22 protein-coding genes are annotated in these 24,222 nt (G+C 65.5%); 15 read left to right on the top strand and 7 right to left on the bottom strand.

Features of this window, described 5'->3' with window-relative positions:
- Positions 1–48: 48 nt before the first annotated feature.
- The 3 genes from AB843_RS10685 to AB843_RS10695 are packed head-to-tail and all read left to right on the top strand — an operon-like array spanning position 49 to position 3,503.
- Complete coding sequence (locus AB843_RS10685) at positions 49–1,065, top strand: dihydrodipicolinate synthase family protein (RefSeq protein WP_048646824.1); 1,017 nt, start codon at positions 49–51, stop codon at positions 1,063–1,065.
- 59 nt (positions 1,066–1,124) lie between these two features.
- A complete protein-coding gene (locus AB843_RS10690; protein ID WP_048646825.1) occupies positions 1,125–2,012 on the top strand; it encodes a fumarylacetoacetate hydrolase family protein in 888 nt (295 codons plus the stop codon).
- Positions 2,013–2,057: 45 nt separating this feature from the next.
- On the top strand, positions 2,058–3,503 hold the full coding sequence (locus AB843_RS10695) for an NAD-dependent succinate-semialdehyde dehydrogenase (protein WP_048646826.1): 1,446 nt from the start codon (positions 2,058–2,060) through the stop codon (positions 3,501–3,503).
- A 97-nt stretch (positions 3,504–3,600) separates the two neighbouring features.
- Here the strand turns inward: AB843_RS10695 and AB843_RS10700 are convergent, their stop codons facing one another.
- A complete protein-coding gene (locus tag AB843_RS10700) occupies positions 3,601–4,038 on the bottom strand; it encodes an Lrp/AsnC family transcriptional regulator (protein ID WP_048646827.1) in 438 nt (145 codons plus the stop codon).
- 126 nt (positions 4,039–4,164) lie between these two features.
- Here AB843_RS10700 and rocF point away from each other — a divergent pair, with 126 nt between their 5' ends.
- The 4 genes from rocF (at position 4,165) to ftsZ (ending at position 8,225) form a co-directional block, all read left to right on the top strand.
- Positions 4,165–5,085: an arginase gene (gene rocF / locus AB843_RS10705; RefSeq protein ID WP_048646828.1), complete on the top strand. Its 921-nt coding sequence runs from the start codon at positions 4,165–4,167 to the stop codon at positions 5,083–5,085.
- Positions 5,086–5,090: 5 nt separating this feature from the next.
- Positions 5,091–6,176, top strand: a complete 1,086-nt coding sequence (locus AB843_RS10710) for an ornithine cyclodeaminase (RefSeq protein ID WP_048646829.1) — start codon at positions 5,091–5,093, stop codon at positions 6,174–6,176.
- 217 nt (positions 6,177–6,393) lie between these two features.
- Positions 6,394–7,008, top strand: a complete 615-nt coding sequence (locus AB843_RS10715) for a glutathione S-transferase (RefSeq protein WP_048646830.1) — start codon at positions 6,394–6,396, stop codon at positions 7,006–7,008.
- A gap of 188 nt (positions 7,009–7,196) precedes the next feature.
- Positions 7,197–8,225, top strand: a complete 1,029-nt coding sequence (gene ftsZ, locus AB843_RS10720) for a cell division protein FtsZ (RefSeq protein ID WP_048646831.1) — start codon at positions 7,197–7,199, stop codon at positions 8,223–8,225.
- Between the two features lie 44 nt (positions 8,226–8,269).
- Here the strand turns inward: ftsZ and nadE are convergent, their stop codons facing one another.
- The 6 genes from nadE to AB843_RS10750 all read right to left on the bottom strand — a co-directional run bounded on the left by nadE (position 8,270) and on the right by AB843_RS10750 (position 15,887).
- The gene (gene nadE, locus AB843_RS10725; protein ID WP_048646832.1) at positions 8,270–9,247 is read right to left on the bottom strand and encodes an NAD(+) synthase; all 978 of its coding nucleotides are present in this window, start codon (positions 9,245–9,247) and stop codon (positions 8,270–8,272) included.
- Positions 9,244–10,785: a class I adenylate-forming enzyme family protein gene (locus tag AB843_RS10730; RefSeq protein ID WP_048646833.1), complete on the bottom strand. Its 1,542-nt coding sequence runs from the start codon at positions 10,783–10,785 to the stop codon at positions 9,244–9,246. Before AB843_RS10730 ends, nadE begins: the two co-directional genes overlap by 4 nt.
- Positions 10,786–10,792: 7 nt before the next feature.
- Positions 10,793–11,071 (bottom strand): acyl carrier protein, encoded by a 279-nt coding sequence (locus AB843_RS10735; protein WP_048646834.1) that lies wholly within the window; start codon positions 11,069–11,071, stop codon positions 10,793–10,795.
- Positions 11,072–11,098: 27 nt separating this feature from the next.
- Positions 11,099–13,039 carry an asparagine synthase (glutamine-hydrolyzing) gene (gene asnB / locus AB843_RS10740; protein ID WP_048646835.1) on the bottom strand — a complete coding sequence of 647 codons (1,941 nt, stop codon included), beginning with the start codon at positions 13,037–13,039 and terminating at the stop codon, positions 11,099–11,101.
- Positions 13,040–13,159: 120 nt separating this feature from the next.
- Positions 13,160–14,269, bottom strand: coding sequence for a hypothetical protein (locus tag AB843_RS10745; RefSeq protein ID WP_048646836.1), 1,110 nt, complete (start codon positions 14,267–14,269; stop codon positions 13,160–13,162).
- 232 nt (positions 14,270–14,501) lie between these two features.
- Positions 14,502–15,887, bottom strand: coding sequence for an aspartate aminotransferase family protein (locus AB843_RS10750; protein WP_048646837.1), 1,386 nt, complete (start codon positions 15,885–15,887; stop codon positions 14,502–14,504).
- A 272-nt stretch (positions 15,888–16,159) separates the two neighbouring features.
- Between AB843_RS10750 and AB843_RS10755 the strand changes: the two genes are divergently transcribed.
- From AB843_RS10755 to AB843_RS10790, 8 genes are all read left to right on the top strand, one after another.
- Complete coding sequence (locus AB843_RS10755) at positions 16,160–16,741, top strand: cupin domain-containing protein (protein WP_048646838.1); 582 nt, start codon at positions 16,160–16,162, stop codon at positions 16,739–16,741.
- A 109-nt stretch (positions 16,742–16,850) separates the two neighbouring features.
- Positions 16,851–18,035 (top strand): pyridoxamine--pyruvate transaminase, encoded by a 1,185-nt coding sequence (gene ppaT / locus AB843_RS10760; RefSeq protein WP_048646839.1) that lies wholly within the window; start codon positions 16,851–16,853, stop codon positions 18,033–18,035.
- Between the two features lie 88 nt (positions 18,036–18,123).
- The gene (locus AB843_RS10765) at positions 18,124–18,954 is read left to right on the top strand and encodes a sulfite exporter TauE/SafE family protein (protein WP_082143786.1); all 831 of its coding nucleotides are present in this window, start codon (positions 18,124–18,126) and stop codon (positions 18,952–18,954) included.
- A 154-nt stretch (positions 18,955–19,108) separates the two neighbouring features.
- On the top strand, positions 19,109–20,734 hold the full coding sequence (locus AB843_RS10770) for an ABC transporter substrate-binding protein (protein ID WP_048646840.1): 1,626 nt from the start codon (positions 19,109–19,111) through the stop codon (positions 20,732–20,734).
- A 36-nt stretch (positions 20,735–20,770) separates the two neighbouring features.
- Positions 20,771–21,757 carry an ABC transporter permease gene (locus tag AB843_RS10775; RefSeq protein WP_048646841.1) on the top strand — a complete coding sequence of 329 codons (987 nt, stop codon included), beginning with the start codon at positions 20,771–20,773 and terminating at the stop codon, positions 21,755–21,757.
- Entirely contained in the window at positions 21,754–22,587 is an 834-nt protein-coding gene (locus AB843_RS10780; RefSeq protein WP_048646842.1) for an ABC transporter permease, read from the top strand. The genes AB843_RS10775 and AB843_RS10780 overlap by 4 nt, the downstream gene beginning before the upstream one ends.
- On the top strand, positions 22,584–23,375 hold the full coding sequence (locus AB843_RS10785; protein ID WP_048646843.1) for an ATP-binding cassette domain-containing protein: 792 nt from the start codon (positions 22,584–22,586) through the stop codon (positions 23,373–23,375). The genes AB843_RS10780 and AB843_RS10785 overlap by 4 nt, the downstream gene beginning before the upstream one ends.
- Positions 23,375–24,175 (top strand): ATP-binding cassette domain-containing protein, encoded by an 801-nt coding sequence (locus tag AB843_RS10790; RefSeq protein ID WP_048646844.1) that lies wholly within the window; start codon positions 23,375–23,377, stop codon positions 24,173–24,175. The genes AB843_RS10785 and AB843_RS10790 overlap by 1 nt, the downstream gene beginning before the upstream one ends.
- Positions 24,176–24,222 lie beyond the last annotated feature (47 nt).

Genomic DNA, 24,222 nt, shown 5'->3' on the forward strand with positions numbered 1-24,222 from the left:
CTTTCCTCTCGCGGGAGCGGTCCGATCATGCAAGGAGCACGAAGCAAGATGGCATCATATTCAAGGAGTGAGGCGCGGGCATGGGCCAAGGAACATTTGCGGGGCATCGCCAATGTGGTCATCCCCACCTACACCTCCGACCTCAGGGGGCTCAACGAGGCAGGCATCCGCCACGATATCCGCAAGGAAATCGAGCTGGGCTTTTCCGGCGCGCTGCTGGTGTCGGAAGTGGCGATCACGCTGCCTGAATACGAGCAGTTCTTCCAATGGTCGAATGATGAGGCCAAGGGGCGCCTGCAACTCATCCACCATGCCAGCTTCAACACGCTGGAAGAAAACATCGAGGCAACAAAGATCGCCGAGCGCCATGGCGCCGACCTGGCGTTGCTATCTTATCCGGCCAATTTCTACGCCGAGAACGCGCAACAGATCTACGACTACACCAAGGCCTTCTGCGATGCCACGGACCTGGCGGTGATGGTGTTCCAGGTGCCACATTGGGGGTTCGAGCGAGTGCATCCCTCAGACATCGAGGCAGGGTTGCTGCGCCGGCTGATCGACGATTGCCCGAACGTTGCGGCGATCAAGGCCGAGGGCGGCATGCCGAGCATCATGGGCTGGGTCGAGGCGCACCGCCTGTTCAGCAAGGAAGTGGTGGTGACCATGCCGCTGGAGCAGTACGCCATTCCGTTCGCCCAACTCGTGCCTTTGCAGTTCGTCGGCACCAGCGACACGGAATATTACGGGCCGATGATCCCGCGCATCTTCAAGCTGGTGCAGGAGGGAGATTACGACGAGGCGACCAGATTGTACTGGCAGCTTCAGCCGGCGCGCAAGGCGCGGGCGGCAGCCAATTCCTATTCGGCGCAGGCGATGTTCCTGAATCGCATGGTGTGGAAGTTCGAAGGCTGGCTGAACGGCTTCAACGGGGGGCCGCTGCGCCAGCCGACCATGAAGATCAACGAGGCGACCATGAACAATCTGCGTGCCGGCATGGAGAAGTCCGGCCTCGTGCCGACCGACCTGCCCAACCGCGATTTCTTCATCGGCCGCAACCCGGCCTGAGGCGTGCCGATCAGGACACAGAGCGCGCGTGGCGCGCTCACCGGCAATGGAGAGACGAGATGAAACTGGTGACTTTCAGGCAAGGCGGCAAGAGCAGCGTTGGCGTGCAGATCGGTGAAGAGGTGCGACGCTTGGACGAACTCGTGCCAGGCGCGCCGCAGGACATGCTGGGCGTGATCGATGCGGGCGCCGCCTTGCTCGATCAGGCTGATGAGGCGCTGCGGCAGGGGCGTGGACAGTCTTATGCCCTTTCCGACGTGAGACTGCTGGCGCCGATCCCGCTGCCGCGCCGTAACGTCCTTTGTGTTGGCAAGAACTATCATGAGCACGCGGCGGAGTTCGCCAACAGCGGCTATGATTCATCGAGCGGCGGCCAAGACATCCCCGACGTGCCGATCGTCTTCAGCAAGTTCCCCGAGACGGTGATCGGGCCGAACGCCAACATTGAAGGCGGGCTCGATCGGGACGGCACGCTCGATTACGAGGGCGAACTGGCGGTGGTCATCGGCAGGGCGGGACGCGAGATCGCCAGCGAAGCCGCGCTCGCCCATGTCTTCGGATACACGATCGTCAATGACGTCACCGCGCGGGCGGCGCAGAAGCGGCACAAGCAGTGGTTCCTTGGCAAATCCTGCGACACGTTCTGCCCCATGGGGCCGTCGATCATCACCGCCGCCGCCGTTCCGGACGTCACGAAGCTTCGCCTGCGCACCTGGGTCAACAATGAATTGCGCCAGGATGCCTCCGTGCGGGATCTGATCTTCGATATCCCGACGATCATCGCGACAATCTCGCGATCAATCAGCCTCAAGCCGGGTGACATCATCGCCACCGGCACGCCGGCCGGCGTCGGCATCGGCTTCGACCCGCCGCGCTACTTGGCGGCGGGAGACAAGGTGACAATCGAGATCCCTGAAATCGGCACGCTGACCAACCGCGTGGTCTGAGGATCGCGCGGCATCCAACAAGTCTGCAAGGAACGGGAAAAGAGCATGCAATTGATCGAAGGGCTTCAAACCGACCTTCATATTGGTGGAAGCCGGCGGCCGGCCTCCAGCGGGGAGCGCTTCGACGTCATGAACCCGGTCGACGAGACCGTGCTGGCATCGGTGGCGTCGGGCACACCGGAAGATGCCATCGCCGCGGTGGCAGCCGCCCACGAGGTGCTCGGCGCGTGGGGACGCCGTTCGCCGCGCGCCCGCGCCGACGTGCTGCGCCGGGCGTTCGAACTCCTCGACACGCGCAAGCACGCGTTCGCGCGGCTGGTGACGCTGGAGAACGGCAAGGCTGGCGGCGATGCGCTGGCGGAGATCAACTATTCGGCGGAATTCTTTCGCTGGTACAGCGAGGAAGCCTGCCGCAACCTCGGTACGGTTTCTCAGGCACCGGCAAGCGGCGCGCGCATCCTGGTCCAGCATCGGCCGGCGGGCGTCGGTGTCCTGGTCACGCCGTGGAACTACCCGGCGGCCATGGGCGCCCGCAAGATCGCCCCGGCGCTCGCCGCCGGCTGTTCGGTCGTCGTCAAGCCGGCATCGGAAACGCCGCTGACGATGCTCGCTTTGGCGTCGCTTCTGGAAGAAGCCGGTGTGCCGCCGGGCGTCGTCAACGTCATTCCGTCCCGCTCGTCCGGCGCAGTGGTTGGGGCGATGCTGCACGATCCCCGGGTGCGCGTCGTGTCCTTCACAGGATCGACCGAAGTGGGTCGCGAGCTCCTCAAAACGGCTGCCGATTGTGTGGTCAATCCGGCCATGGAACTGGGCGGCAACGCGCCGCTGATCGTCTGTGCCGACGCCGATATCGACCAGGCGGTGGAAGGGGCGATGCAGGCGAAGATGCGCAATCTGGGCGAGGCCTGCACGGCGGCCAACCGTTTCTATGTTCATGCCTCGGTGAAGGAGGCTTTCGTTGAAAAATTCGTCACGGCGATGGGCGCGCTCAAAATGGGCAACGGATTGGATGCGGGCATCGATGTCGGCCCGCTCGTCAATGCGCAGACGCGAGACAAGGTGGAGGCGCTGGTCCGTGACGCGGCAAACAAGGGCGCCAGGGTCCTGCTCGGCGGAACCCGGCCGGGCGGCCCCGGCTTTTTCTATCCGCCGACGGTCGTGGTCGACGTTCCAGACAATGCCGATCTCCTGCGCGAGGAGATTTTCGGCCCCGTCGCGGCCATTCAGACCTTCGAGGATGAAGACGATGTCATAGCCAAGGCGAACGCGACCGAATACGGCCTCGTCGCCTATGTCTTCACCCGCGACATGGCGCGTGGCCTGCGGATGTGCGAGCAATTGGAGTTCGGCATGGTTGGGCTCAACCGCGGCCTGGTTTCCGATCCGGCGGCACCCTTCGGCGGGGTGAAGCAATCGGGCATCGGCCGCGAAGGCGCGACGGAAGGAATGCGTGAGTTCCTCGAAACGCAGTATGTGTCCGTGGTGTGGTGAGGCCAACTGTTTTCGTCGCGGCCGGTTTTCGACAAGCCGATGCGCGGCTCTATACTGTTCGGGCGCCGCTTGCGCGTTCGCATGGCCGCTGGCTGATCTAAAGCCGCGCCCGCGTGCTGTGCGGTGTCGCCAGGAGGAGATTGGTTTCGCTGGCCATGATGCCGGGGATGAGGCGGATGCGGCGCAGCACGGTGTCGAGATCGGTGAGGGTTGCAGCACCCAGCTCTGCGACGATGTCCCAGCGGCCATTGGTGGTGTGGATCGTCGAGATTTCCGGAAAGCCGCTCAAGGCGTGGACGACCCGGTCGGCCATGCGGCCCTCGATCTCGACCATCATGATGCCGCGCACCGGCGAACCCACCGCATCGGCGCGCAGGATCACCGTATAGCCGAGAATGGCGCCGGTCTGCTCCAGCCTGGCCATGCGGGTGCGCACCGTGGCGCGCGAGACGCCGAGATCCAGCGCCAGATCGGAGATGCCGCGCCGCGCATCATGCCGCAACAGGGTGATCAGGCGTTCGTCGAGTTGATCCATGGTGCCAAAACGGGTGTTTGATTTCCCAGATTGATAAATAGTTTTGTCTATCTTGGCAAATTGGATCGTTCAATCCGCCAGTGAAACGCGGTCAAATGCCTGTGGTTTCAGGCGTGGGAGACAGCGATGCATTGCAAGATATTGGGCGCCCCCGTGCAGGACGGGGCGGGCCGGATGGGATGCGAGATGGGGCCGAGCGCCCTGCGCACCGCCGGGCTCATCGCCGCGCTCGGCGATCTTGGCCATACGGTGAGCGATCTCGGCACCGTCACGCCTGCGTTCGGGCAAACTCTCGTCCACGGCAACACGGCGCTGAAGGCACTGCCGCAGATCGTCGCCTGGACGGCGGCCATCGCCGAGGCCGCCTATGCGGCGAGCGGCGAGGGCATGCCGATCTTTCTCGGCGGCGATCACAGCATTTCGGCCGGCACGGTTTCCGGTGTCGCCCGGCGCGCCGCCGAGATCGGCCGGCCGCTGTTCGTCCTGTGGCTCGACGCGCATCCCGATTTCCACACGCTGGACACCACGGCGAGCGGCAATCTGCACGGCGTGCCGCTCGCCTATGCCAGCGGCCAGACCGGGTTCGAGGGCTATTTCCCCGCCCTGCGAGCCCCGGTCGATCCGGCGCGCATCTGCACGCTCGGTCTGCGCAGCGTCGATCCTGCCGAGCGCGCGGCGCTGAACGCGGCCGGTGTTACGGTGCACGACATGCGTGCCGTCGACGAGCATGGGTTGGCGCCGCTTCTGCGGGCATTCCTCGATCGCGTTTCGGCGGAGAACGGTCTTCTGCATGTCAGCCTCGACGTCGATTTCCTCGACCCATCGATTGCGCCGGCCGTCGGCACGACGGTGCCGGGCGGGGCCACGTTTCGCGAGGCGCATCTGGCAATGGAAATGCTGCATGACAGCGGCCTTGTCAGCAGCCTCGACCTGGTCGAGCTCAATCCCTTCCTCGACGAGCGCGGGCGCACGGCGACGCTGCTCGTCGACCTGACGGCGAGCCTGATGGGCCGCCGCATCATGGACCGTCCGACAAGGAGCCATTGACCGCCATGACCGACCATCTTTCTCACGGCCAGCTCAACCTCGTTCCCTTCGTAAGCGTGCACCACATGATGGAGCTGGTGTTGGAGATCGGCGTCGAGCGGTTCCTGACGGAGTTGACCGCCTATATCGAAGAGGATTTTCGCCGCTGGGAGGCGTTCGACAAGACGCCGCGCGTCGCCTCGCACAGCCGCGAGGGCGTGATCGAGCTGATGCCGACCAGCGACGGCAAGCATTACGGCTTCAAATACGTTAACGGCCATCCGAAGAACACGCGCGAGGGGCGGCAGACGGTCACCGCCTTCGGCGTCTACGCGGATGTCGGCAATGGCTATCCGCTGCTGATCACCGAGATGACCATACTGACGGCGTTGCGCACCGCGGCGACTTCGGCGCTGGCCGGCAAGTATCTGGCGCCGAAGGGCGCGCGCACCATGGCGTTGATCGGCAATGGCGCACAGTCCGAGTTCCAGGCGATGGCGTTCAAGGCGCTCATCGGCGTCGACCGGCTGCGGCTCTACGACATCGACCCTGCGGCGAGCGAAAAATGCCTGCGCAACCTGACCGGCCTCGGCTTCGACCTGACGGTCTGTACAAGCGCCCAGGATGCCATGGAGGGCGCTCAGATCGTCACCACGGCCACCGCCGACAAACAGTATGCAACGATCCTGACCGACAACATGGTCGGTGCCGGCATCCACATCAACGCGGTGGGCGGCGACTGCCCAGGCAAGACGGAGCTGCATCGCGACATCCTGACCCGCTCGGATATTTTCGTCGAGTATCCGCCACAGACGCGCATCGAGGGCGAAATCCAGCAACTAGACGCCGATCATCCGGTCGAGGAATTATGGCGCGTCATCACCGGGCAGGCCGTTGGCCGACGCGAGGCGAGCCAGATCACGCTGTTCGATTCGGTCGGCTTCGCGACGGAGGATTTTTCCGCCCTGCGCTATGTGCGCGACAAGCTTGCCGGCACCGGCCATTACGTCGATCTCGATCTGCTCGCCGATCCCGACGAGCCGCGTGATCTGTTCGGCATGCTGCTGCGCTTCCCGGGATCGTCGCTGCTGGCGGGCCGCAAGAGCGCTTGAGGCCTCAGTCAGGTTTGGCCGCGGGTCTATCGCACAAAGTGACGCTGGTTTGTGAGTGGTTCCTCCTGTAGGACGGTTGCTGTGCGGTTGCCGTTTCTTCCTCAGTCTTCAGGCCGGTTCGTTGTTCCATGGGAACGATGCTCCGCCTGACTGCAAATGCTATATGGAAGGCAGGGCACCGGTTAGCACCGACCCGTTCGGACCAGTGGAGTTCTCCATGAAATTGTTCTTTTCGCCTGCTTCACCCTATGTGCGCAAAGTCATGGTCAGTGCCCATGAAAAGGGCGTGGCCGAGCGGATCGAATTGCTCGATTGTGCGGCGAACCCGGTTCGCCGCGACAAGACCATCGTTGCCAGCAACCCTTCCGGCAAAGTGCCGACCCTGCTGCTTGGCGACGGTCGCGTATTGTTCGACAGCCGCGTCATCTGCGCCTATGTCGACGCGCAGGCCGAAACGCCTCGGCTGATGCCGGAGGGTGGTGACGCGCGTTTTGCCGTGCTGACGCTGGAGGCGCTGGCGGATTCGATCCTCGATGCGGCCGTTCTGGCGCGCTACGAAACGGCGGTGCGGCCGAAGGAACTGCTCTGGGACGCCTGGTTCAACGGCCAGATGGAGAAGATCGACAGCGGCCTCGACGCGCTCGGCGAAAACTGGATGGCGCTGCTTTCAGGCCCGGTCAACACCGGCGCCATCGCCGCGGGGTGCGCGCTCGGCTATCTCGATTTCCGCTTCCCGGACAAGGATTGGCGCACCGGCAGGGAAGCGCTGGCCAACTGGTTTGCCGGTTTTTCAGAGCGCGACTCCATGCGCAGGACAATGCCGCACGGCTGATCCGCTTGCCAAAATTGCCGCGCGTTACAAATCGTCATCAAGTTTTGTGGCGGCGGCGTATCGTTGCGTTCCTATAAGGGGTGCGTGCCCTTGATCATGGCGGCGCTCTCTGATTCCTTCGGGTGGACGAGCCTGCCAATCGATTCGAAATCGCTTGTGCCCCGGCTCCCCAAGAAGGACCTCGCCCAATGACGGACAACAAGAAGCCCGAGATTTCGGAGATGCGGCCGAAAATCACCATCATCGGTGTCGGCGGCGGCGGCGGCAACGCCGTCAACAACATGATCGCGCAGAATCTGGAGGGCGTCGATTTCATCGTCGCCAACACCGATGCCCAGGCGCTGACCATGTCGAAGGCCGAGCGGCTGATCCAGCTCGGTGCCAATTCGACCGAAGGGCTGGGCGCCGGATCATTACCGGAAATCGGCCAGGCGGCGGCCGAGGAAACCATCGCCGAGATCATGGACCATCTGTCGGGCACGCATATGTGCTTCGTCACCGCCGGCATGGGCGGCGGCACGGGAACCGGCGCTGCTCCCGTGATTGCGGCGGCGGCGCGCAATGCCGGCATCCTGACGGTGGCCGTGGTCACCAAGCCGTTCACCTTCGAGGGCAATCGCCGCATGGCCATCGCCGAGCGCGGCATCGAGCTCCTGCGCGACAGCGCCGATACGGTGATCGTCATCCCGAACCAGAATCTGTTCCGCATCGCCGATGCCAAGACGACCTTCGCCGACGCCTTCGCGCTGGCCGACAAGGTGCTTTACTCGGGCGTCGGCTGCATCACCGACCTGATCGTCAAGGAAGGCCTGATCAACCTCGATTTCGCCGATGTGCGCTCGGTGATGCGCGATATGGGCCGCGCCATGATGGGCACCGGCGAGGCCTCGGGCGACGCACGGGCGATGAAGGCCGCCGAGGCGGCGATCGCCAATCCGCTGCTCGACGAAGCCAATATGACGGGCGCCAGGGGCGTGCTCGTGTCGATCTCGGGCGGCCGCGACATGACGCTGTTCGAGGTGGACGAAGCCGCGACCCGCATTCGCGAGGAAGTCGGCGACGATGCCGAGATCATCGTCGGGGCGATCTTCGACAACAGCCTCGAGGGCACGTTCCGCGTGTCGGTGGTGGCCGCCGGCCTTGCCGGCCCGGAAGCCGGGGATCGGGCCGCCGAGCGCCGCGATCCGAACGATTTCCGCATCCAGACGGTCCACTGAGCGCAGCTATTTGCGCCGGGCGTGGCTTGCCCGGCCGTTCGCATTCAGGCAATCACCTGCGGCTGCAGATGCAGGTAGTGGGCGACCTTGCGCTTGGCGGCGATGTCGCGCCAGACCAGTCGAACCTGTTCCTCGCTCAAACCGGCAGCCTTGGCCACTTCGGCCGGGGCAATGCCCTTGTCGAGCCCGTACAGGCACAGATCCATTTCGCGATAGGGCAGGGCGAAGTAGAACTCCTCCTGGGTCTGGGCCAGAGAATAGGTGTCCGTCGTCGGCGTCCGCCGGCGGATTTCGTCGGGCACGCCGAGATATTCGGCGAGCTGATAGACCTGCGACTTGTAGAGATGGGCGATCGGCTTCACATCGGCCGCGCCGTCGCCATTCTTGACGAAGAAGCCCTGGTCGTGCTCCAGCCGGTTGGGGGTGCCGAGCACCGCGTGGTTGAGGCGGTCGGCATGATAGTATTCGAACTGCTTGCGGGTGCGCTGCTTCATGTTGGTGGCGGCGACGATGCCCAGATAGACGGCAGGCGGCAGGCGGTGTTTCTCGATCTCGCCGTCCGGACGGCGCACCACCAGCGATGAGATGTTGTAGCCGCCAGTCTCGAGCGCGCCGGCGATGACGATCTTCGAACTCCAGCCCTCGCCGTAATCGGGAACGACCTGGCGGATAAACGCGTCGCGCCGCTCATAGCAGCCCATGGCGGCAAGCGTGGGGCCGATGTCCTCGACGGTGCTTTCCAGGCCGTATGTTTCGGCAACCAGCCGGCCAAGACGCAGGCTCTCGGGGTCGGAATCGTGCTCGGGCATGAACAGGCAGAAGACACGCTCAGGACCGAGCGCGCGAGCGGCGAGCGCCGCGCAGACACTCGAATCGATGCCGCCTGAAAGGCCAAGCACCAGGCCGCGCTTGCGTATGACCGTGCGCAATTGTTCGCGTAGCGCGCCGGCGATGCGCTCGGTTTCGGCGGCCGGGTCGATCTCCAGCGCGGCGGCGGAGAATGAAGTCTCGTTGGTCGTCATTGGGTGGGCATCGCCTCCATTGCGGCAAGGCGGCGGCTGATCTTGCCGCTCGCCGTTCTTGGCAGTTCAGGCCGGAAGGTCACTTTCTTCGGCACCATCGCATCGGGCAGGCGACGGGCGCAGAATTGCATCACGGCACGCTCGGTCAGGTCGGCGTCGGAGCGCACGACGAGGGCATGCACGATGTGGCCGAGGATCGGCTCGGGTTCGCCGAAGACAATTGCCTCGCGCACCCCTGGACAGGATTGAAGGACGCTCTCCACCTGTCCGGGCGCGACCTTCTCGCCGCGGACCTTGATGATGTCGTCCCTGCGCCCGACGAAATGCAGATAGCCTTCGGCGTCGGTGCGGAACAGGTCGCCCGTGTGAAGCGCCTTGCCCCTGCCATCGGGAAGGGCGCGCAGGACCGCATCGGTGGCCGCAGGATCGTTCCAGTATCCGCGCATCACATGCGGCCCGCGAACGACCAGTTCGCCCGTCGTGTCGCTGGCGGCGGGCCAGCCATCGTCGTTGATGACGAAGGCCTCCGTTTCCGGCAGCGCCTTGCCGACGGATCCCGGCCGCCGGTCGATCTCGTCGGGCGGCAGGAACGTGGCGCGGGCGCATTCGGTCAACCCGTACATGGAATAGAGTTCGGCCTTGGGAAACATCGTCCTGAGCGTCGCCAGATGGGCCGGCGGCAAGGGGGCGGCGGCGTTGGTGATGTAACGCAGCTTCGGCAGAAAGCCGGCCGGGCTTTCCTTCATCGAGACGATCATCGCGGCGATGGTCGGCACCAGCGGGAAGCCCGTCACGCCTTCCTCCCGTGCTTTCTCGAGAACCGCATGGGGAAAGGCGAAGCTCTTCTCGAGAACCAGCCTTGCGCCGAAGCGGACTGAAACGAGAAGCTGGTAGAGCCCGTAGGTGAACGAAAGGGGCAGGACGCTGAGGATCACGTCGCTCGGCGTGTTGTCCAGATAATCGCCGATGAGGCGCGATGCCGCGTCGACATTGCGATGCGTCATCATCACGCCCCTGGCGCGGCCCATCGAACCCGATGTGTAGATGATGAAGGCGAGGTCGTCGTCATCGCCTCTTGCGCCGGCGGCCGGTGCGTTCGCCTCGAGGCATTTTTCGAATGTGATGGCTTGCGACGGCGGATTCTCACCGGCCCTGGCCACGATGCGCACGGGGGCGGAGGTGCCGGCGCGCTCCGCCTCTTGGCACAGAGGCAGATGCCGGGCGTCGAGAACGATGGCGCGCGGGCGGCAATCGCCCAGCACATGGGCAAGGCCATCCGCCTTCACGCCGGGATTGGCCGGACAGGCCACGGCGCCTGCCTTGAGCACCGCGAACAGCGCAACGGCCATTTCCCAGCAATTGTCCATGAACAGGACGACACGGTCGCCATGGACGACGCCATGTGCCGTCAGGCTTGCCGCAAGACGATCCGAAAGTGCGTCGAGCGCGCCGTAATCCAGCCGCGTCTCGTTTGCGACGAGGGCGATCGCCAGCGGGTCGCCTGCCGCCTGCGCCCGCAACAAGGTCTCGACGCGCATGGCCGTTTCAGCCCTCTGCCAGCGCAAGCCCGGCGGCGGCCCGTTTGCCGTTGACGAAGGTCATGAGCCTGGCGACGGAATCGAAATTGTCCGGCACGATCTCGGCATCGGCGACGGAGATGGCGAAGCGTTCCTCGAGGAACAGCACCATTTCCAGAATGCCGGTCGAATCCACCAGATCGGTTTCGATCAGCGAGGTTTCGTCTGCCGGCACCTGGCTCTCGTCGCCGAACAGGAAGTTTTCGACGATGAAGGCGCGGATCTCTGATTTGACGGAAGCGGACATTCTGAAATTTCCCCCGTGGTCTCGATGTTACCCCGCCAGCGCGGCGGTTTGACCCTGTTTGGAAGCAGCGAATTGACGATGCCAGAGCTGCGTTGAAAGGATGCCGACGAAAGCGGCGTTGTCGCGGAAGCCGGTAAGGGCGCCCTTGCGGCTCTTCTGCACGAGCCTGCCGGTGGTTTGTGGATTGAACAGCCCGGTTTCGGCCAGGGCGACGTCCGAGAGCACGGCGGTCAGCCTGCTCGCCGCCGCGCCGGTAAAGGCGCTGCTTTCGGGCGCGCGGTAGGGCTGCTTCGGCCGCGTGCCGATGCGCGCCGGCAGGAGGTCGGCGGTGGCCTGGCGCAGCAGGTGCTTCTCACGCAGCCCCTTGAGCTTCATGTCCGCCGGGATGCGGGCCGCCAGTTCGACCAGGCGATGGTCGAGGAAGGGGAAGCGTGTTTCGATGCCGTGCGCCATCGCCATGCGGTCGCCCTGGCTCGACAGGATGTAGCCGGGCAGCAGGAAACGGGTTTCCAGATATTGCGCCTGGTGCAGGGGGTGCCAGCGCGCAAAAGCGCCGGGCAGGAGCGAGGCCATCTCGTCGGCGGCGTCATAGCCGGCGAGCCTTTCGCGCAAGGGTTCGGAGAAGAACAGCTTGGCGCCGGCCGTGGCGCGAAAGCGCGGGCGATGGGAAAACAGCGGGTCGTCCGGCTGATCGGCGCCGACGCCGAAGAAGGCGCCGAGATATTGCGGCGTCTGCCGCTGCAGCGCCGACAGATAGGGATAGATTCGGCGGAACAGATGCGGCCTGAAACGCGAGCCGGGCTGGCGGGCGCAAAAGCGACGGATGCGCGCTTCCTTGAAGATGTCGTAGCCGGCGAAAACCTCGTCGGCGCCTTCGCCCGACAGCACCGCCTTGATGCCTTCGCTCCTGACCAGCTGCGACAGGCGGTAGAGCGGTGCCGGCCCGGTGCGCAGGATGGGCTGCTCGGCGTGCCGCACCACGTCGGCGAAGACGGCGGCAATGTCGTGCGGGCCGCTGGTGATCTGATGATGCTGCGTGCCGAGCGCATCGACCATGATCTTCTGGAAATCGCCCTCGTCGAAGGCGCTGTCGGAGAAACCGATGGCAAAGGTCCTGAGGCCCGCCGGCGCCATGCGTGCGGCCATGGCCGAGACGATGGACGAATCGAGACCGCCGGAGAGATAGGCGCCCACTTCGACATCGGCGCGCAGCCGGATGCGCGTGGCGTCCTCGAGCAGGGCGCGTGCTTCCTCGGCGTGTTCGTCTTCGCTGCGTGCAGCGGCGCTGTCGGAAAAGTCGAGTGCCCAATAGGCGTGCTGCCGCACGGTTCCGTCCTCGACGGTCATCACATGCGCCGGCGGCAATTCCGCTATACCGGCGAAGATGGTGCGCGGCGGGATCGGCGCCCAAAGCGTAAAGATCTGATCGAGCGCCAGGGGGTCGATGCGCGCCGCGACGCCGGGGACGGTCAGCAGCGCCTTCACCTCGGAGGCGAAATGGAAGCGCCCCTCATGCCAGGTGTGATAGAGCGGCCGCACCCCCATGCGGTCGCGGGCAAGCATAAGGCGCCGGCGGGGTTCATCCCAGATGGCGAAGGCAAAATCGCCGTTGAGCAGCGAGACGCAGTCGGTTCCCATCCGCTCGTAGAGATGGAGGATGACCTCCGTGTCGCTGCCCGTGCGGAACCGGCAGCCGCGGCTTTCGAGGTCGCGGCGCAGCTCGATGTGGTTGAAGATCTCGCCATTATAGGTGATGTGCAGCGTACCGCCGGCATTCGCCATGGGCTGCTGGCCGTCGCTGAGGCCGACCACGGCGAGGCGGCGATGCGCCAGGCCGACGCCGTTGCCGACATAGATGCCGGCATCGTCGGGCCCGCGATGGGCGACGGCATCGGCCATGGCGCGCAGATGCGGTGCTGCGGCCTCAGGCGGCAGGCCTGCGCCGACATAACCGGCGATGCCGCACATCAGCCCTGTCTCCCCGCGCGGCTAAACCGGTTCAGCGTTTCATAGAAACGCTGAACCGGTCTATCTCTTTGTTTTTCCGCATTTATGCGGACGCCAGGTGATTCCACCTGACTGCAAAATCTAATCAAAACGGTCTCCAAGCAGGCGCGACCAGGATTCTCCGGCGAAGCCGTTGAAGAAGGCTTGTCCGGTGCGAAACGGCTCGATCAGGCTCTGGTCCCTGGCGTGGACGATGCTCGACGCGGCATGGACGAAGGCGAAGCGACGGCCGAGCATGGCGTCGAGCAAAGCCGGCTGGGTGCGGCCGCGCAGCGCCACAAGACCGCGCTCGCAGGCGTCGGCCAGCATGCTGTCGATCACCGCGCCTTCCTGGCCGGGCAAGGCGAGAATCTGGATCACCCGGCCGATGCGGGCCCGGTCGCCATAGTAGAGGAACATGCCGACCGGTGTCCCGCTGCGCGAAGACACCTGGCGGCGGACCATGCCGCCGTAATTGGCCTTGCGGCCGGATTCGGCGATCATCCGCTGCAGCTCCGCCTCGGGCCAATCCGGGCGCAGGCGGTGTGACTGGACGAAGCGCTGGAAGAGGGTGGCTGACGTCTCGTCGTCGGCGTCCGCGCTTGGCAGGACCTTGCCCCGCAGGGCCGTCGCCGGAAGGTGGGCCCAGCCGGCGTGGGGTGCTGCCCGGCGGATGAGCGCATCGACCGGGCGGGCCAGCGGCGAGACCAGCCTGGCTGCGCCAACGGCCTTGGCGGCCATTTCGACGGTGAAGGCGGCGGGCCTGATGACGCGCAGCCATTCCAGGCTGTAGTCGGGCAGGATCACGCCGCGCAGCTTGCGCCACATGGCGGTCGAGACGTCATTGGCCGTCTCCGTCAAGGAGAGGTCTTGCGGGCCGTTCTGAAAGGCGCGCAGAAGACGCGCGCCCGCATAGGGATCGTCCTCGTAGCCCTCGACCATGAAACTGCCGCCGATGGCGGCTTGCAGCCGCCGCCCTTCGAACACCATCGGCATGGGCAATACGCCCATGAAGCCCGAGACGCTGCCGTCGGCGCGCAGATGAACCAGGGAGGCGATGTGGGGATCGCGGTTCGGCGGATCGAGGAAGAGCCGGGTGAGGTAGGCGGTCAACGCCGGCGACGGCGCATGCCTGTCCTTGCGCAGAATGCGCTGGAACATGGAGGCGATGGCTGGCACATCCTCCGGCGCCAATGGGCGAATCTCACTCACAGCAACAGCACCAATAATGGTTTGCGACTGGCCCCCTCAGGTGTGGCCTTTGGGGATGTGTGACTCAAAGTTGTTTATGAATTGTGCTGTCGGATGTCTTTTGGTGCAGGTTTTCTGCGTGGTTTCTTCAATTCCACTGTGATCGGCCGCATGCCGGCGTAACGCAAAGACGCCGGCGCGATGCGCGCCGGCGGTGTCCATGAGGCATGTCGGCCCGCGTGTGGGTGCCCCGTCAGGCTGAGACGGCGCCCTTCGGCAAGGCGGCCAGCGCGTTGTCCAGCCCGGTCCTGAAGAGAGCCAGCAGGGCGTCGACCTCGCCGGCCTGGATGATCAGCGGCGGGCAGAAGGCCACCGCATCGGTCATGGCGCGGCTGATGAGGCCGGCCTCCTGCAGATGCGCGTTGACCAACCCACCCAGCGCGCCGGGCGTTTCCAGCGCCGTCCTAGCGGATTTGTCGGTGACCAGTTCGACGGCGGCGATCAGGCCGACGCCGCGCACCTCGCCGACCAGCGGGTGGTCCGACAGGGCGTTGAGCCCGTCGCGCAGGCGCTGGCCCATGGCGGCAGCGTTGCCGACCAGATCGCGCTCCTCGATGATCTTCAGGTTTTCCAGGGCGACGGCGGCGGCGACCGGATGGCCACTGGCGGTGTAGCCATGGCCGAGCGTGCCGATCTTGTCGCTCTCCTCCATGATCGGCCCGAACACCTTGTCGTTGATCAACAGGGCGGAGGCGGGCAGGTAGGACGAGGACAATTGCTTCGACAGGACCATGATGTCGGGCTCGATGCCGTAGGTGGTCGAGCCGAACATGGTGCCGGTGCGGCCGAAACCGCAGATCACCTCGTCGGCGACCAGCAGGATGTCGTATTTCTTCAGCACCGCCTGCACCTTCTGCCAATAGGTGGCGGGCGGCACGACCACGCCGCCGGCGCCCTGGACCGGCTCGCCGAAAAAGGCGGCGATGGTCTCGGGGCCTTCGGCAAGGATGGTGTCTTCCAGCTCCTTGGCCAGGCGCGTGGCGAAATCCTCTTCGCTTTCGCCGGGCAGCGCCTCGCGCCAATGGTGCGGGCAGGTCATGCGCAGCACGTTGGGCACGATCAGGTCGAACGAGCGGTGGTTGCCCGGCAGGCTCGTCAGGCAGGCCGCGGCGATCGTCACGCCGTGGTAGGCGCGGTTGCGGACGATGATCTTCTTGCGCTCCGGCTGGCCAAGCGCGTTGGAGCGATACCAGATCAGCTTCAGCGCCGTGTCGATGGCTTCCGAGCCGGAATTGGTGAAGAACGCCTTGCTCATCGGTACCGGCGCCATGCCGACGAGCTTTTCGGCAAGCTCGATCACCGGCCCGTGCGATTTGTGGGTGAAGGTGTGGTAGTAGGGCAGCCGCTCCATCTGCTCCGTCGCCGCCTTGACCAGCCGCTTTTCGTTGAACCCGACGCCGACGCTCCACAGGCCGGCCATCGCCTCGATGTAGCGTTTGCCATTGTTGTCGAACACGTAGATGCCTTCGCCCCGGTCGATCACCAGCGGACCGGCCTCCAGATGCTTTTTCGCATTGGTGTAGGGGTGCAGATGGTAGGCAATGTCGCGGGCTTCGATGGAATTGGGCTTGTCGTTCATCGGTTATCCTCGCAAAGGTTCCGGGCTGCAGCGCTTGGTGGAGTTTAATCGCAGGTCGGTGTTTTTTCAGGGGTAGCATTGATCGTATGGAAGGACAATCGGCCGCTCAATATATTGAGCGTATGTGCGGGTGAACTCCCTAGAATACAGGGTTCTTCCCAGGAACTAGAGACTCCCGGTATATTTTCTTGAGCAAATGGAGCGCATCAGCTAGCCACTTGCGCTGAACCATGCGAAGATTCGAGGCTTGGCGCGGACGGATTGAAGCACGCATGAACGATTTCGACATCGGCACCCGCCTGAAGGCGATGCGCACCGCGGGCAAGCTGACCCAGCGCCAATTGGCCGAACAGGCCGGCGTTCCGCATGCGCAGATTTCGAACATCGAGAAGAACAAGATCAGCCCCTCCATCGCGACGCTGCGCAAGGTGCTTGGCGGGATGGGCGTCGGCATGGCCGATTTCTTCGAGCCCGAGCGGGGCGACAATCCCGGACCGTTCTTCGCTGCCGATGCGCTGGTCGATCTCACGTCGCGGGTGGCGATCAATGCCGGCGCGCCGGGAGGCGGCCTGCTCGTCCTGCGGCAGATCGGTGACGCCAGGCTGCACAATCTGCAAATCCTGCACGAGGTCTACGAACCGGGCGCCGACACGGGCGAGACGATGCTGCAGCACGCTTCGAGCGAGGGCGGCTATGTGGTCGAGGGCGAATTGGCGCTGACCGTCGGCGACCAGTTCAAGATCCTCAAGGCGGGCGAATCCTATCTGTTCGACAGCCGAATTCCACATCGCTTCCGTAATCTTTCGGACAGGCGCACCGTGGTCGTGTCGGCCTGCTCGCCGCCCTATCTCTGAGGCCCAAAGAGAATCATCATCTTCATCTGGACCGACCGGCCCCGAACCCGGTATGAGGCTGACGCCAGGCGCCTGCCGATCAGCGAGGCCCGGCGAAAGGGAGATTGCGATGCGCTATTCGAACGACCGGCCGCCGGTGATCACGCTGACAACGGGTCCGGTCAATGCCTATGGCGAGGTGCTGCGCGGGCTGGGGCGAAGCTTGCTCTACGATCACGATCCCGCTTTCCAGGCGTTCTACGAAAGGCTGGTCGGAAAGGCGCAGACCGCCATGCGCCTGTCGAACAAGCCAGTGCTGATGCAGGGCGAGCCGGTGCTGGGGCTGGAGGCGGCAGCCGCATCGCTGATCGCCCGTACCGACACCGTGCTCAACCTGGCCTCGGGCGTTTATGGCAAGGGGTTCGCTTCCTGGGCCAGACGGCACACGCCGAATGTCCTGGAGATCGAGGTGCCCTACAATCAGGCGATCGATCCGCAGGCCGTCGACGAGATGCTGAAGGCGCATCCGGAAATCAGCGTGGTTTGCGTGTGCCATCACGAGACGCCCTCGGGCACAATCAATCCGATCAACCAGATCGGCGCGCTGGTCGCCGCGCATGGCGCCTATATGATCGTCGACGCGGTTTCCTCCTTTGGCGGCATGGACACGCATCCAGAGGATTGCCGCGCCGACCTCTATGTCACGGGGCCGAGCAAGTGCCTCGGTTCGCCGCCCGGCCTGACCATGCTCGGCGTCAGCCAGCGCGCCTGGGACAAGATGAAGGCCAACAAGGATGCGCCGCGCGCTTCCGTGCTCAGCATCGTCGATTGGGAAAACGCCTGGTCGCGCGACAAGCCGTTTCCCTTCACGCCGTCGATCGCCGAATTGAACGGCATGGACGTGGCGCTCGATCTTTATCTGGACGAGGGGCCGGAGACCGTCTGGGCGCGCCATGCGCTGACGGCGCGGGCGACCCGCGCCGGCGTGAAGGCGCTGGGCCTGTCGCTATGGGCGGCCTGCGAGGCCATCGCCTCGCCCACCACGACCACCATCCGCACGCCCGACGGCATCGACGAGGCGAAGCTGCGCCAGGCGGCGCGCGAGCGTTACGGCGTGGTCCTGTCGGGCGGTCGCGGCGCGACGCAAGGCAAGCTCACCCGCATCGGCCATATGGGACCGACGGCGCAGCCGATCTACGCCATTGCCGGACTGACGGCGTTCGCCGGTGCGCTGAACGCCCTTGGCCACCGTGTCGAGACGGGCAGGGGCATCGATGCCGCCATGGCGGTGATCGACACGCCGCCAGCCGATTGACGCTGCGCCCGGTTTTGACCACCCATGCCGGGTGCGTGCGCGATTAGGCGTGCCGGCAATGCAGATTGACGAAGAAAGAGAGTTGGAAATGCCTCTGGATCCATCCACATTCGACGGGATGACAATCGCCATACTGGTGGCCGGCATGGCGGTGACGGGCATGATCGGCGGCGTCCTCGCCGGTCTCCTGGGTGTCGGCGGCGGCATCGTCATCGTGCCGGTGCTGTTCTGGGTGCTGCACACATTCAACATCGCTCCCGAGCATGCCAGCCATCTGGCCGTGGCGACCTCGCTCGCCACCATCATTCCGACGTCCATTTCCTCGATGCGATCACATGCCAAGCGCGGCACGGTCGACCGCGACCTGCTGCGCCTGTGGGGACCGGCCGTGTTCATCGGCGCGCTGGTCGGCGGCGGCCTGGCGAAGGTGGTTTCCGGCGAGCATTTGCGGCTGATCTTCGGCGTGGTCGGCATTCTTGTGGCCATCAACATGGCGCTGCCGAAAACGCTCGTCCTCTCCGAGGCGCTGCCGGTCAGCAAATGGATCAACCGGGCGATCGCCTGGGTAATCGGCGTGATCTCCTCGCTGATGGGCATTGGCGGCGGCACGCTGTCGGTGCCGACCCTGTCGGCCTTCTCCTTTCCGGCCCATCGGGCCGTCGGTACGGCGTCGGCGATGGGGCTTCTGATCGCCATTCCCGGCGTGGCGGGCTTCATCTATGCCGGCCTCGACGTCGAGGGGCTGCCGCCCGGCAGCCTGGGCTATGTCAGTCTGCCGGCGGCGGCGATCATCGCGCCGGTCAGCTATCTGTTCGCGCCGCTCGGCGCGCATCTGGCGCATGCGCTCGACGCAAAGAACCTGAAGCGGGTGTTCGCCCTGTTCCTGGCGTTGACGGCGATCCGCATGCTGACGTCGTAAGGCCTGCCGCGGAGGTATTTTCCTTCCGACGCCTGGCTCAAGCAAAATTACACTCCGGTGCTGTCGGCAGACAGGCGGCTGGCCTATTGTCAAAGTGCGTCGGTAGGCGTTCAAATCCGGCATCGAAACGACGATCCAGCAACCGGGGGATTCCATGTCCAGCTTTCTGATTTCGCGCCGTTCGTTGCTGCAGGGGGCGGCGTCCGCCCTTGTCCTTCAGGGCGCGCTCCTGTCGGCCCTGCCGAGCCTCGCCCATGCCGAGGATGCGCCGCGGGGCGGCCGGCTGATCGTCGCGGCGGATTCGGAGCCGCGCAATCTCAACCCGGCCATCGTCGCGTCCAATGGCGTCTTCTTCATCGCCTCGAAGGTGATCGAGCCGCTTGCCGAAGCCGCACTTGACGGCGAGGGCGCGCTGGCGCCGCGCCTGGCGACGAGCTGGGAGGGTTCCGAAGACGGCCTGTCGATCACGTTCAAGCTGCGCGAGGGTGTCACCTGGCATGACGGCAAGCCGTTCACCTCCGCCGATGTGGCCTTCTCGGCGATGGAGGTCTGGAAGCCGCTGCAGAATCTCGGCCGCATCGTGTTCGCCAATCTCGACGCGGTGGAGACGCCCGACGACCACACGGCGGTGTTCCGCTTCTCCGCGCCGACGCCGATCCAGTTGATCCGCAACGCGCTGCCGGTGGTGACGAGCGTGCTGCCGAAGCACCTCTACGAGGGGACGGAGATTGCCAATAATCCGGCCAACAGCGCCCTGGTGGGCACCGGCCCGTTCAAGTTCGCCGAGTACAAGCCCGGCGAATATTATCGCCTGACGCGCAACGACGCCTATTGGGGTGAGGGGCAGCCGAAGCTGGACGAGATCATCTTCCGCATCCTGCCCGACCGCGCGGCGGCGGCATCGGCGCTGGAAGCCGGTGAAATCCAGCTCGCCGCCTTCTCGCAGGTGCCGCTGGTCGACCTCGAGCGCATCTCCAAGGTGCCGGGGCTGAAGGTGGTGACCGAGGGCTATGAGGCGCTGACCTACCAGCTCGTCGTCGAGATCAACCACCGCAACGAGATCCTCGCCGACCTCAAGGTGCGGCAGGCGATCGCCCATGCGATCGACAAGAATTTCGTCGTCGATACGGTGTTCCTCGGCTTTGCCGAGGCAGCGACCGGCCCGGTGCCGCAAAATGCGCCGGAATTCTACAATCCCGAAACGCCCGAATATGCGTTCGACATCGACAAGGCCAATGCGCTGCTCGACGAGGCGGGCCATCCGCGCGGGGCCGACGGAACGCGGTTTGCGCTGCGCCTGCTGCCGGCGCCGTTCTTCAGCGAGACACGCCAGTTCGGCGACTATCTGCGCCAGGCGCTGGCCGAGATCGGCATCGACGTGCAGATCGTCGCCAACGACACGCCGGCGCATCTGAAGGCCGTCTACACCGATCATGATTTCGACATCGCGGTCGGCTCGCCGGTCTTCCGGGGCGACCCGGCCATCTCGACGACGATCCTCGTGCAGTCGGGGATCGCCGACGGCGTGCCGTTCTCGAACCAGGGCGGCTACGCCAATGCCGAGCTCGATGCGATCATCGCCGAGGCGGCGGAAACCGTCGATACGGAGGCTCGCACCGCGCTGTACAATGATTTCCAGCGCATCGTCGCCGAGGATCTGCCGCTGATCAACGTCGCCGAATGGGGTTTCACCACCGTGGCAAGCACCCGCGTCGTCAATGTCGGCAACAATCCGCGCTGGGCCGTGTCGAACTGGGCGGATACGGGGCTGACGCCCTGATCGGCGGAGTGCCGGCATGACAAGAGGGCGGGCGGTATGAACCGCGCCTGGCTTCTGGCGCGGCGGCGCATCCTCAGCAGCATTCCCGTGCTGCTGATCGTCGTCATCGGGACATTCTTCCTCCTGGAGATGGCCTCGGGCGATGCGGTTGACGCCTATCTCGTCACGCTCGGCGGGGATGCCGGCCTGGCACAATCGCTGCGCGAGCGCTACGGGCTGGACCAGTCGGCGCTTGCCCGGCTGTGGCTGTATGCCGGTTCGCTTGCCCGGCTCGATCTCGGTTTCTCGGTCGCCTTCAACCGGCCGATCCTCGACCTGATCCTCGAGCGCCTGCCCAACACGCTGTGGCTGATGGGCAGCGCCATCGCCATGGCCTTCACCTTCGGGACGCTGTTCGGGATCGTTGCCGGCGCGCGGCCGGGGAGTGCTGCCGACCGGGCACTGTCCATCGGTTCCCTGGCGCTCTACGCCGTTCCCAGCTTCTGGCTCGGTCTGGTGCTGAGCCTGGTGTTCGCCGTGCAGCTGCGCTGGTTCCCCACCGCCGGCATCGAGACCATCGCTTCGGGCAAGACCGGCTTCGCCCGGGCGCTCGACATTGCCCGGCATCTGGTGTTGCCGGTCTCGGCGCTGGGTTTCATCTATCTCGCCTTGTTCCTGCGCATGATGCGGGCGGGCATGGCAGAGGTGTGGCGGCAGGATTTCGTGCTTGCCGCGCGGGCCAAGGGCCTGGCGCGGCGGCGCATCGTGCTGCGCCATGTGGCGCGCAACGCGCTGTTGCCGCTGGTCACCATGCTCGGCCTGCAGGCGGCCACCATGCTCGGCGGCAGCGTCGTCATCGAGAGCGTTTTCGCCATACCGGGCTTCGGGCGCTTGGCGCATGAGGCGGTGGCGGCGCGCGATGCGCCGCTCCTGATGGGCATCATCGTCGTCAGCGCGGTGCTGGTGATCGTCGTCAATCTGTTGGTCGATCTCGCCTATGCCTGGCTCGATCCGCGCGTCGGCAGCGGGGAGGCTTCGTCATGAGGCGGTTCGCGCTGCGCTTCCTGCGTTCGCCTGAAGGCATGGTGGGTCTTGTTCTGCTCGCCTGCCTCGTCGCCATGGCGCTGCTGGCGCCATTCGTGTTTCCGCGCGATCCGCTGTCGATCGTCGGGCGACCGCTGATCGCTCCGTTCACCGACGCATCGCTGCCGCTCGGCACCGACAGGCTGGGCCGCGACGTGCTGGCCGGGCTGATGCATGGCGCGCGTGCCTCGCTGCTGGTCGGTGTCTTCGCGGCACTCGTCGCGGTGGCGGTCGGCACGGTGGTGGGAACCGTGGCCGGGTTCGCCGGCGGTCTCATCGACGAGGCGCTGATGCGGGTCGTCGATGCCTTCCAGGTGGTGCCGGCCTTCCTGCTGGCGCTGGCCTTCGTCAGCGTCACCGGTCCCTCGCTGCCGGTGATCGTGTTCGCGGTGGCGCTCGGCGCCTGGACCGGCCCGGCGCGGCTGGCGCGGGCCGAGGTCCTGTCGATCCGCGAGCGCGACTATGTGGCGGCGGCCCGGGCCATCGGCATGCATCCGGCGGAAATCGCCTTCAAGGAGGTGCTGCCCAACGCGCTGCCGCCCGTGCTGGCGCTGGTTTCGGTGATCGTCGCCAGCGCCGTGCTGATCGAGGCGGCGCTGTCCTTCCTCAATCTTGGCGATCCGAACATCGTCACCTGGGGATCGATGATCGCCGAGGGCCGCAACGTACTGCGCACGGCGCCCTTTCTGTCGATCGTGCCTGGCTTCGGTCTCGTCTTGACCGTGCTCGGCGTCTATCTGTTCGGCGAGGGGCTGGTCGAGGCGATGGCGCATCGCCGGGGCCGGCAATGACGACGACCCTCGCCACGCTGCGCGGCCTTTCCGTTTCCTACAGGCGCGAGGGAGCGCAAACCTTCGCCTTGCGCGATGTCGATCTCGATATCGCCACGGGCGGGCGGCTGGCGATCATCGGCGAAAGCGGTTCGGGCAAGAGCACACTGGCCCTGGCACTGGCCGGGCTCCTGCCGCCGGAGGCATCGCTTGCCGGCACCATCGACTGGCCGGGTCTCGATCATGTGCCGGTCGCTGGGCGCGACATCGGCATGGTGTTCCAGGATCCGGGCTCGAGCCTCAATCCCGTGCTCACCATCGGCGAACAGGTGTCCGAGGGCGCGGTGCGCCATTTGCGGCTTGGACGAGCCACAGCAAGGCAGCGTGCGCTCGACCTGCTCGCACGGGTGCGCATTCCCCAGCCGCAGGCGGCGCTTGCCGCCTATCCGCACCAGTTCTCCGGCGGCCAGCGGCAGCGCATCGCCATTGCCTGTGCCATCGCCGCCAGCCCCCGGCTGCTGATCGCCGACGAGGCGACCAGCGCGCTGGACATGATCGTCCAGGCGGAAATCACCGAACTGCTCGACACGCTGGTGCGCGAGGACGGGATGAGCCTGGTCTTCATCACGCACGACATTGCGCTCGCCGCAAAGCTGGCCGATCGGATCGCGGTGTTCCGCGATGCGACGCTGGTCGAAGTGGGTCCGGCGCGGCAGGTTCTGGCGCGGCCTTCGCAGGACTACACGCGCAGCCTGATCGCCACGCATATCGATTTTTCCGCCCCGCGGCTGATCGATGAGCGCGCCTGATGGGAGAGCCTTTCGTCACCGCGCGGGGATTGCGCAAGGTCTTTCACAGCCGGGGCCGCGACGTGACGGCGCTGGACGATGTGTCGTTCACGCTGGCACGCGGCGAGACGCTCGGCCTGGTCGGTCCGTCCGGCAGCGGCAAGTCGACGCTGGCGCGTGTGCTGATGCGGCTGATCGAGCCCGATGCCGGCGCGATCAGCATCGACGGCGAGGATTGGCTGGCCCTGCGCGGCAGGGCATTGCGCCAGCGGCGCGGGGCGATCCAGATGGTGTTCCAGGAACCGCTCGCCGCCTTCAATCCACGCGCCACCATTGGCGGCGCGCTTGACGATCCGCTGCGCATTCACGGCATTGCCGACCGGGCCGACCGGGCGGAGCGGCCCCGGCGGATCGCCGAACTGCTCGAGCGCGTCGGCCTGCCTGCTGGCTTTGCGCAGCGCGCGGTGCATGAGGTTTCGGGTGGGCAGCGCCAGCGGGTCGCCATCGCCCGGGCGCTGGCCACACGGCCGGCACTGATCGTCCTCGACGAGGCGGTATCGGCGCTCGACGTGTCGGTGCGCGGCACGATCCTCGAACTGCTCGCCGATGTGCAGAAAAGCGACGGCATCGCCTATGTCTTCGTTTCGCACGATCTGGCTGTCGTGCGCGTCATCGCCCATCGCGTGGCGATCATGGATGCGGGCCGCATCGTCGAGACCGGACCGACGCCGGGCGTCATCGCCGATCCGCAATCGGCAATGGGCAGGGCGCTGGTCGCCGCCGTGCCGAGGCTGGATTTCGGACGGGATGACGGCGCCTGAGCAAAGGTCGGATGCCGGGTTGCATTCCCTTTGCGTGATGCGGCTAT

Source organism: Nitratireductor soli, from assembly GCF_001050155.1.
GTDB classification, from domain to species: domain Bacteria; phylum Pseudomonadota; class Alphaproteobacteria; order Rhizobiales; family Rhizobiaceae; genus Nitratireductor; species Nitratireductor soli.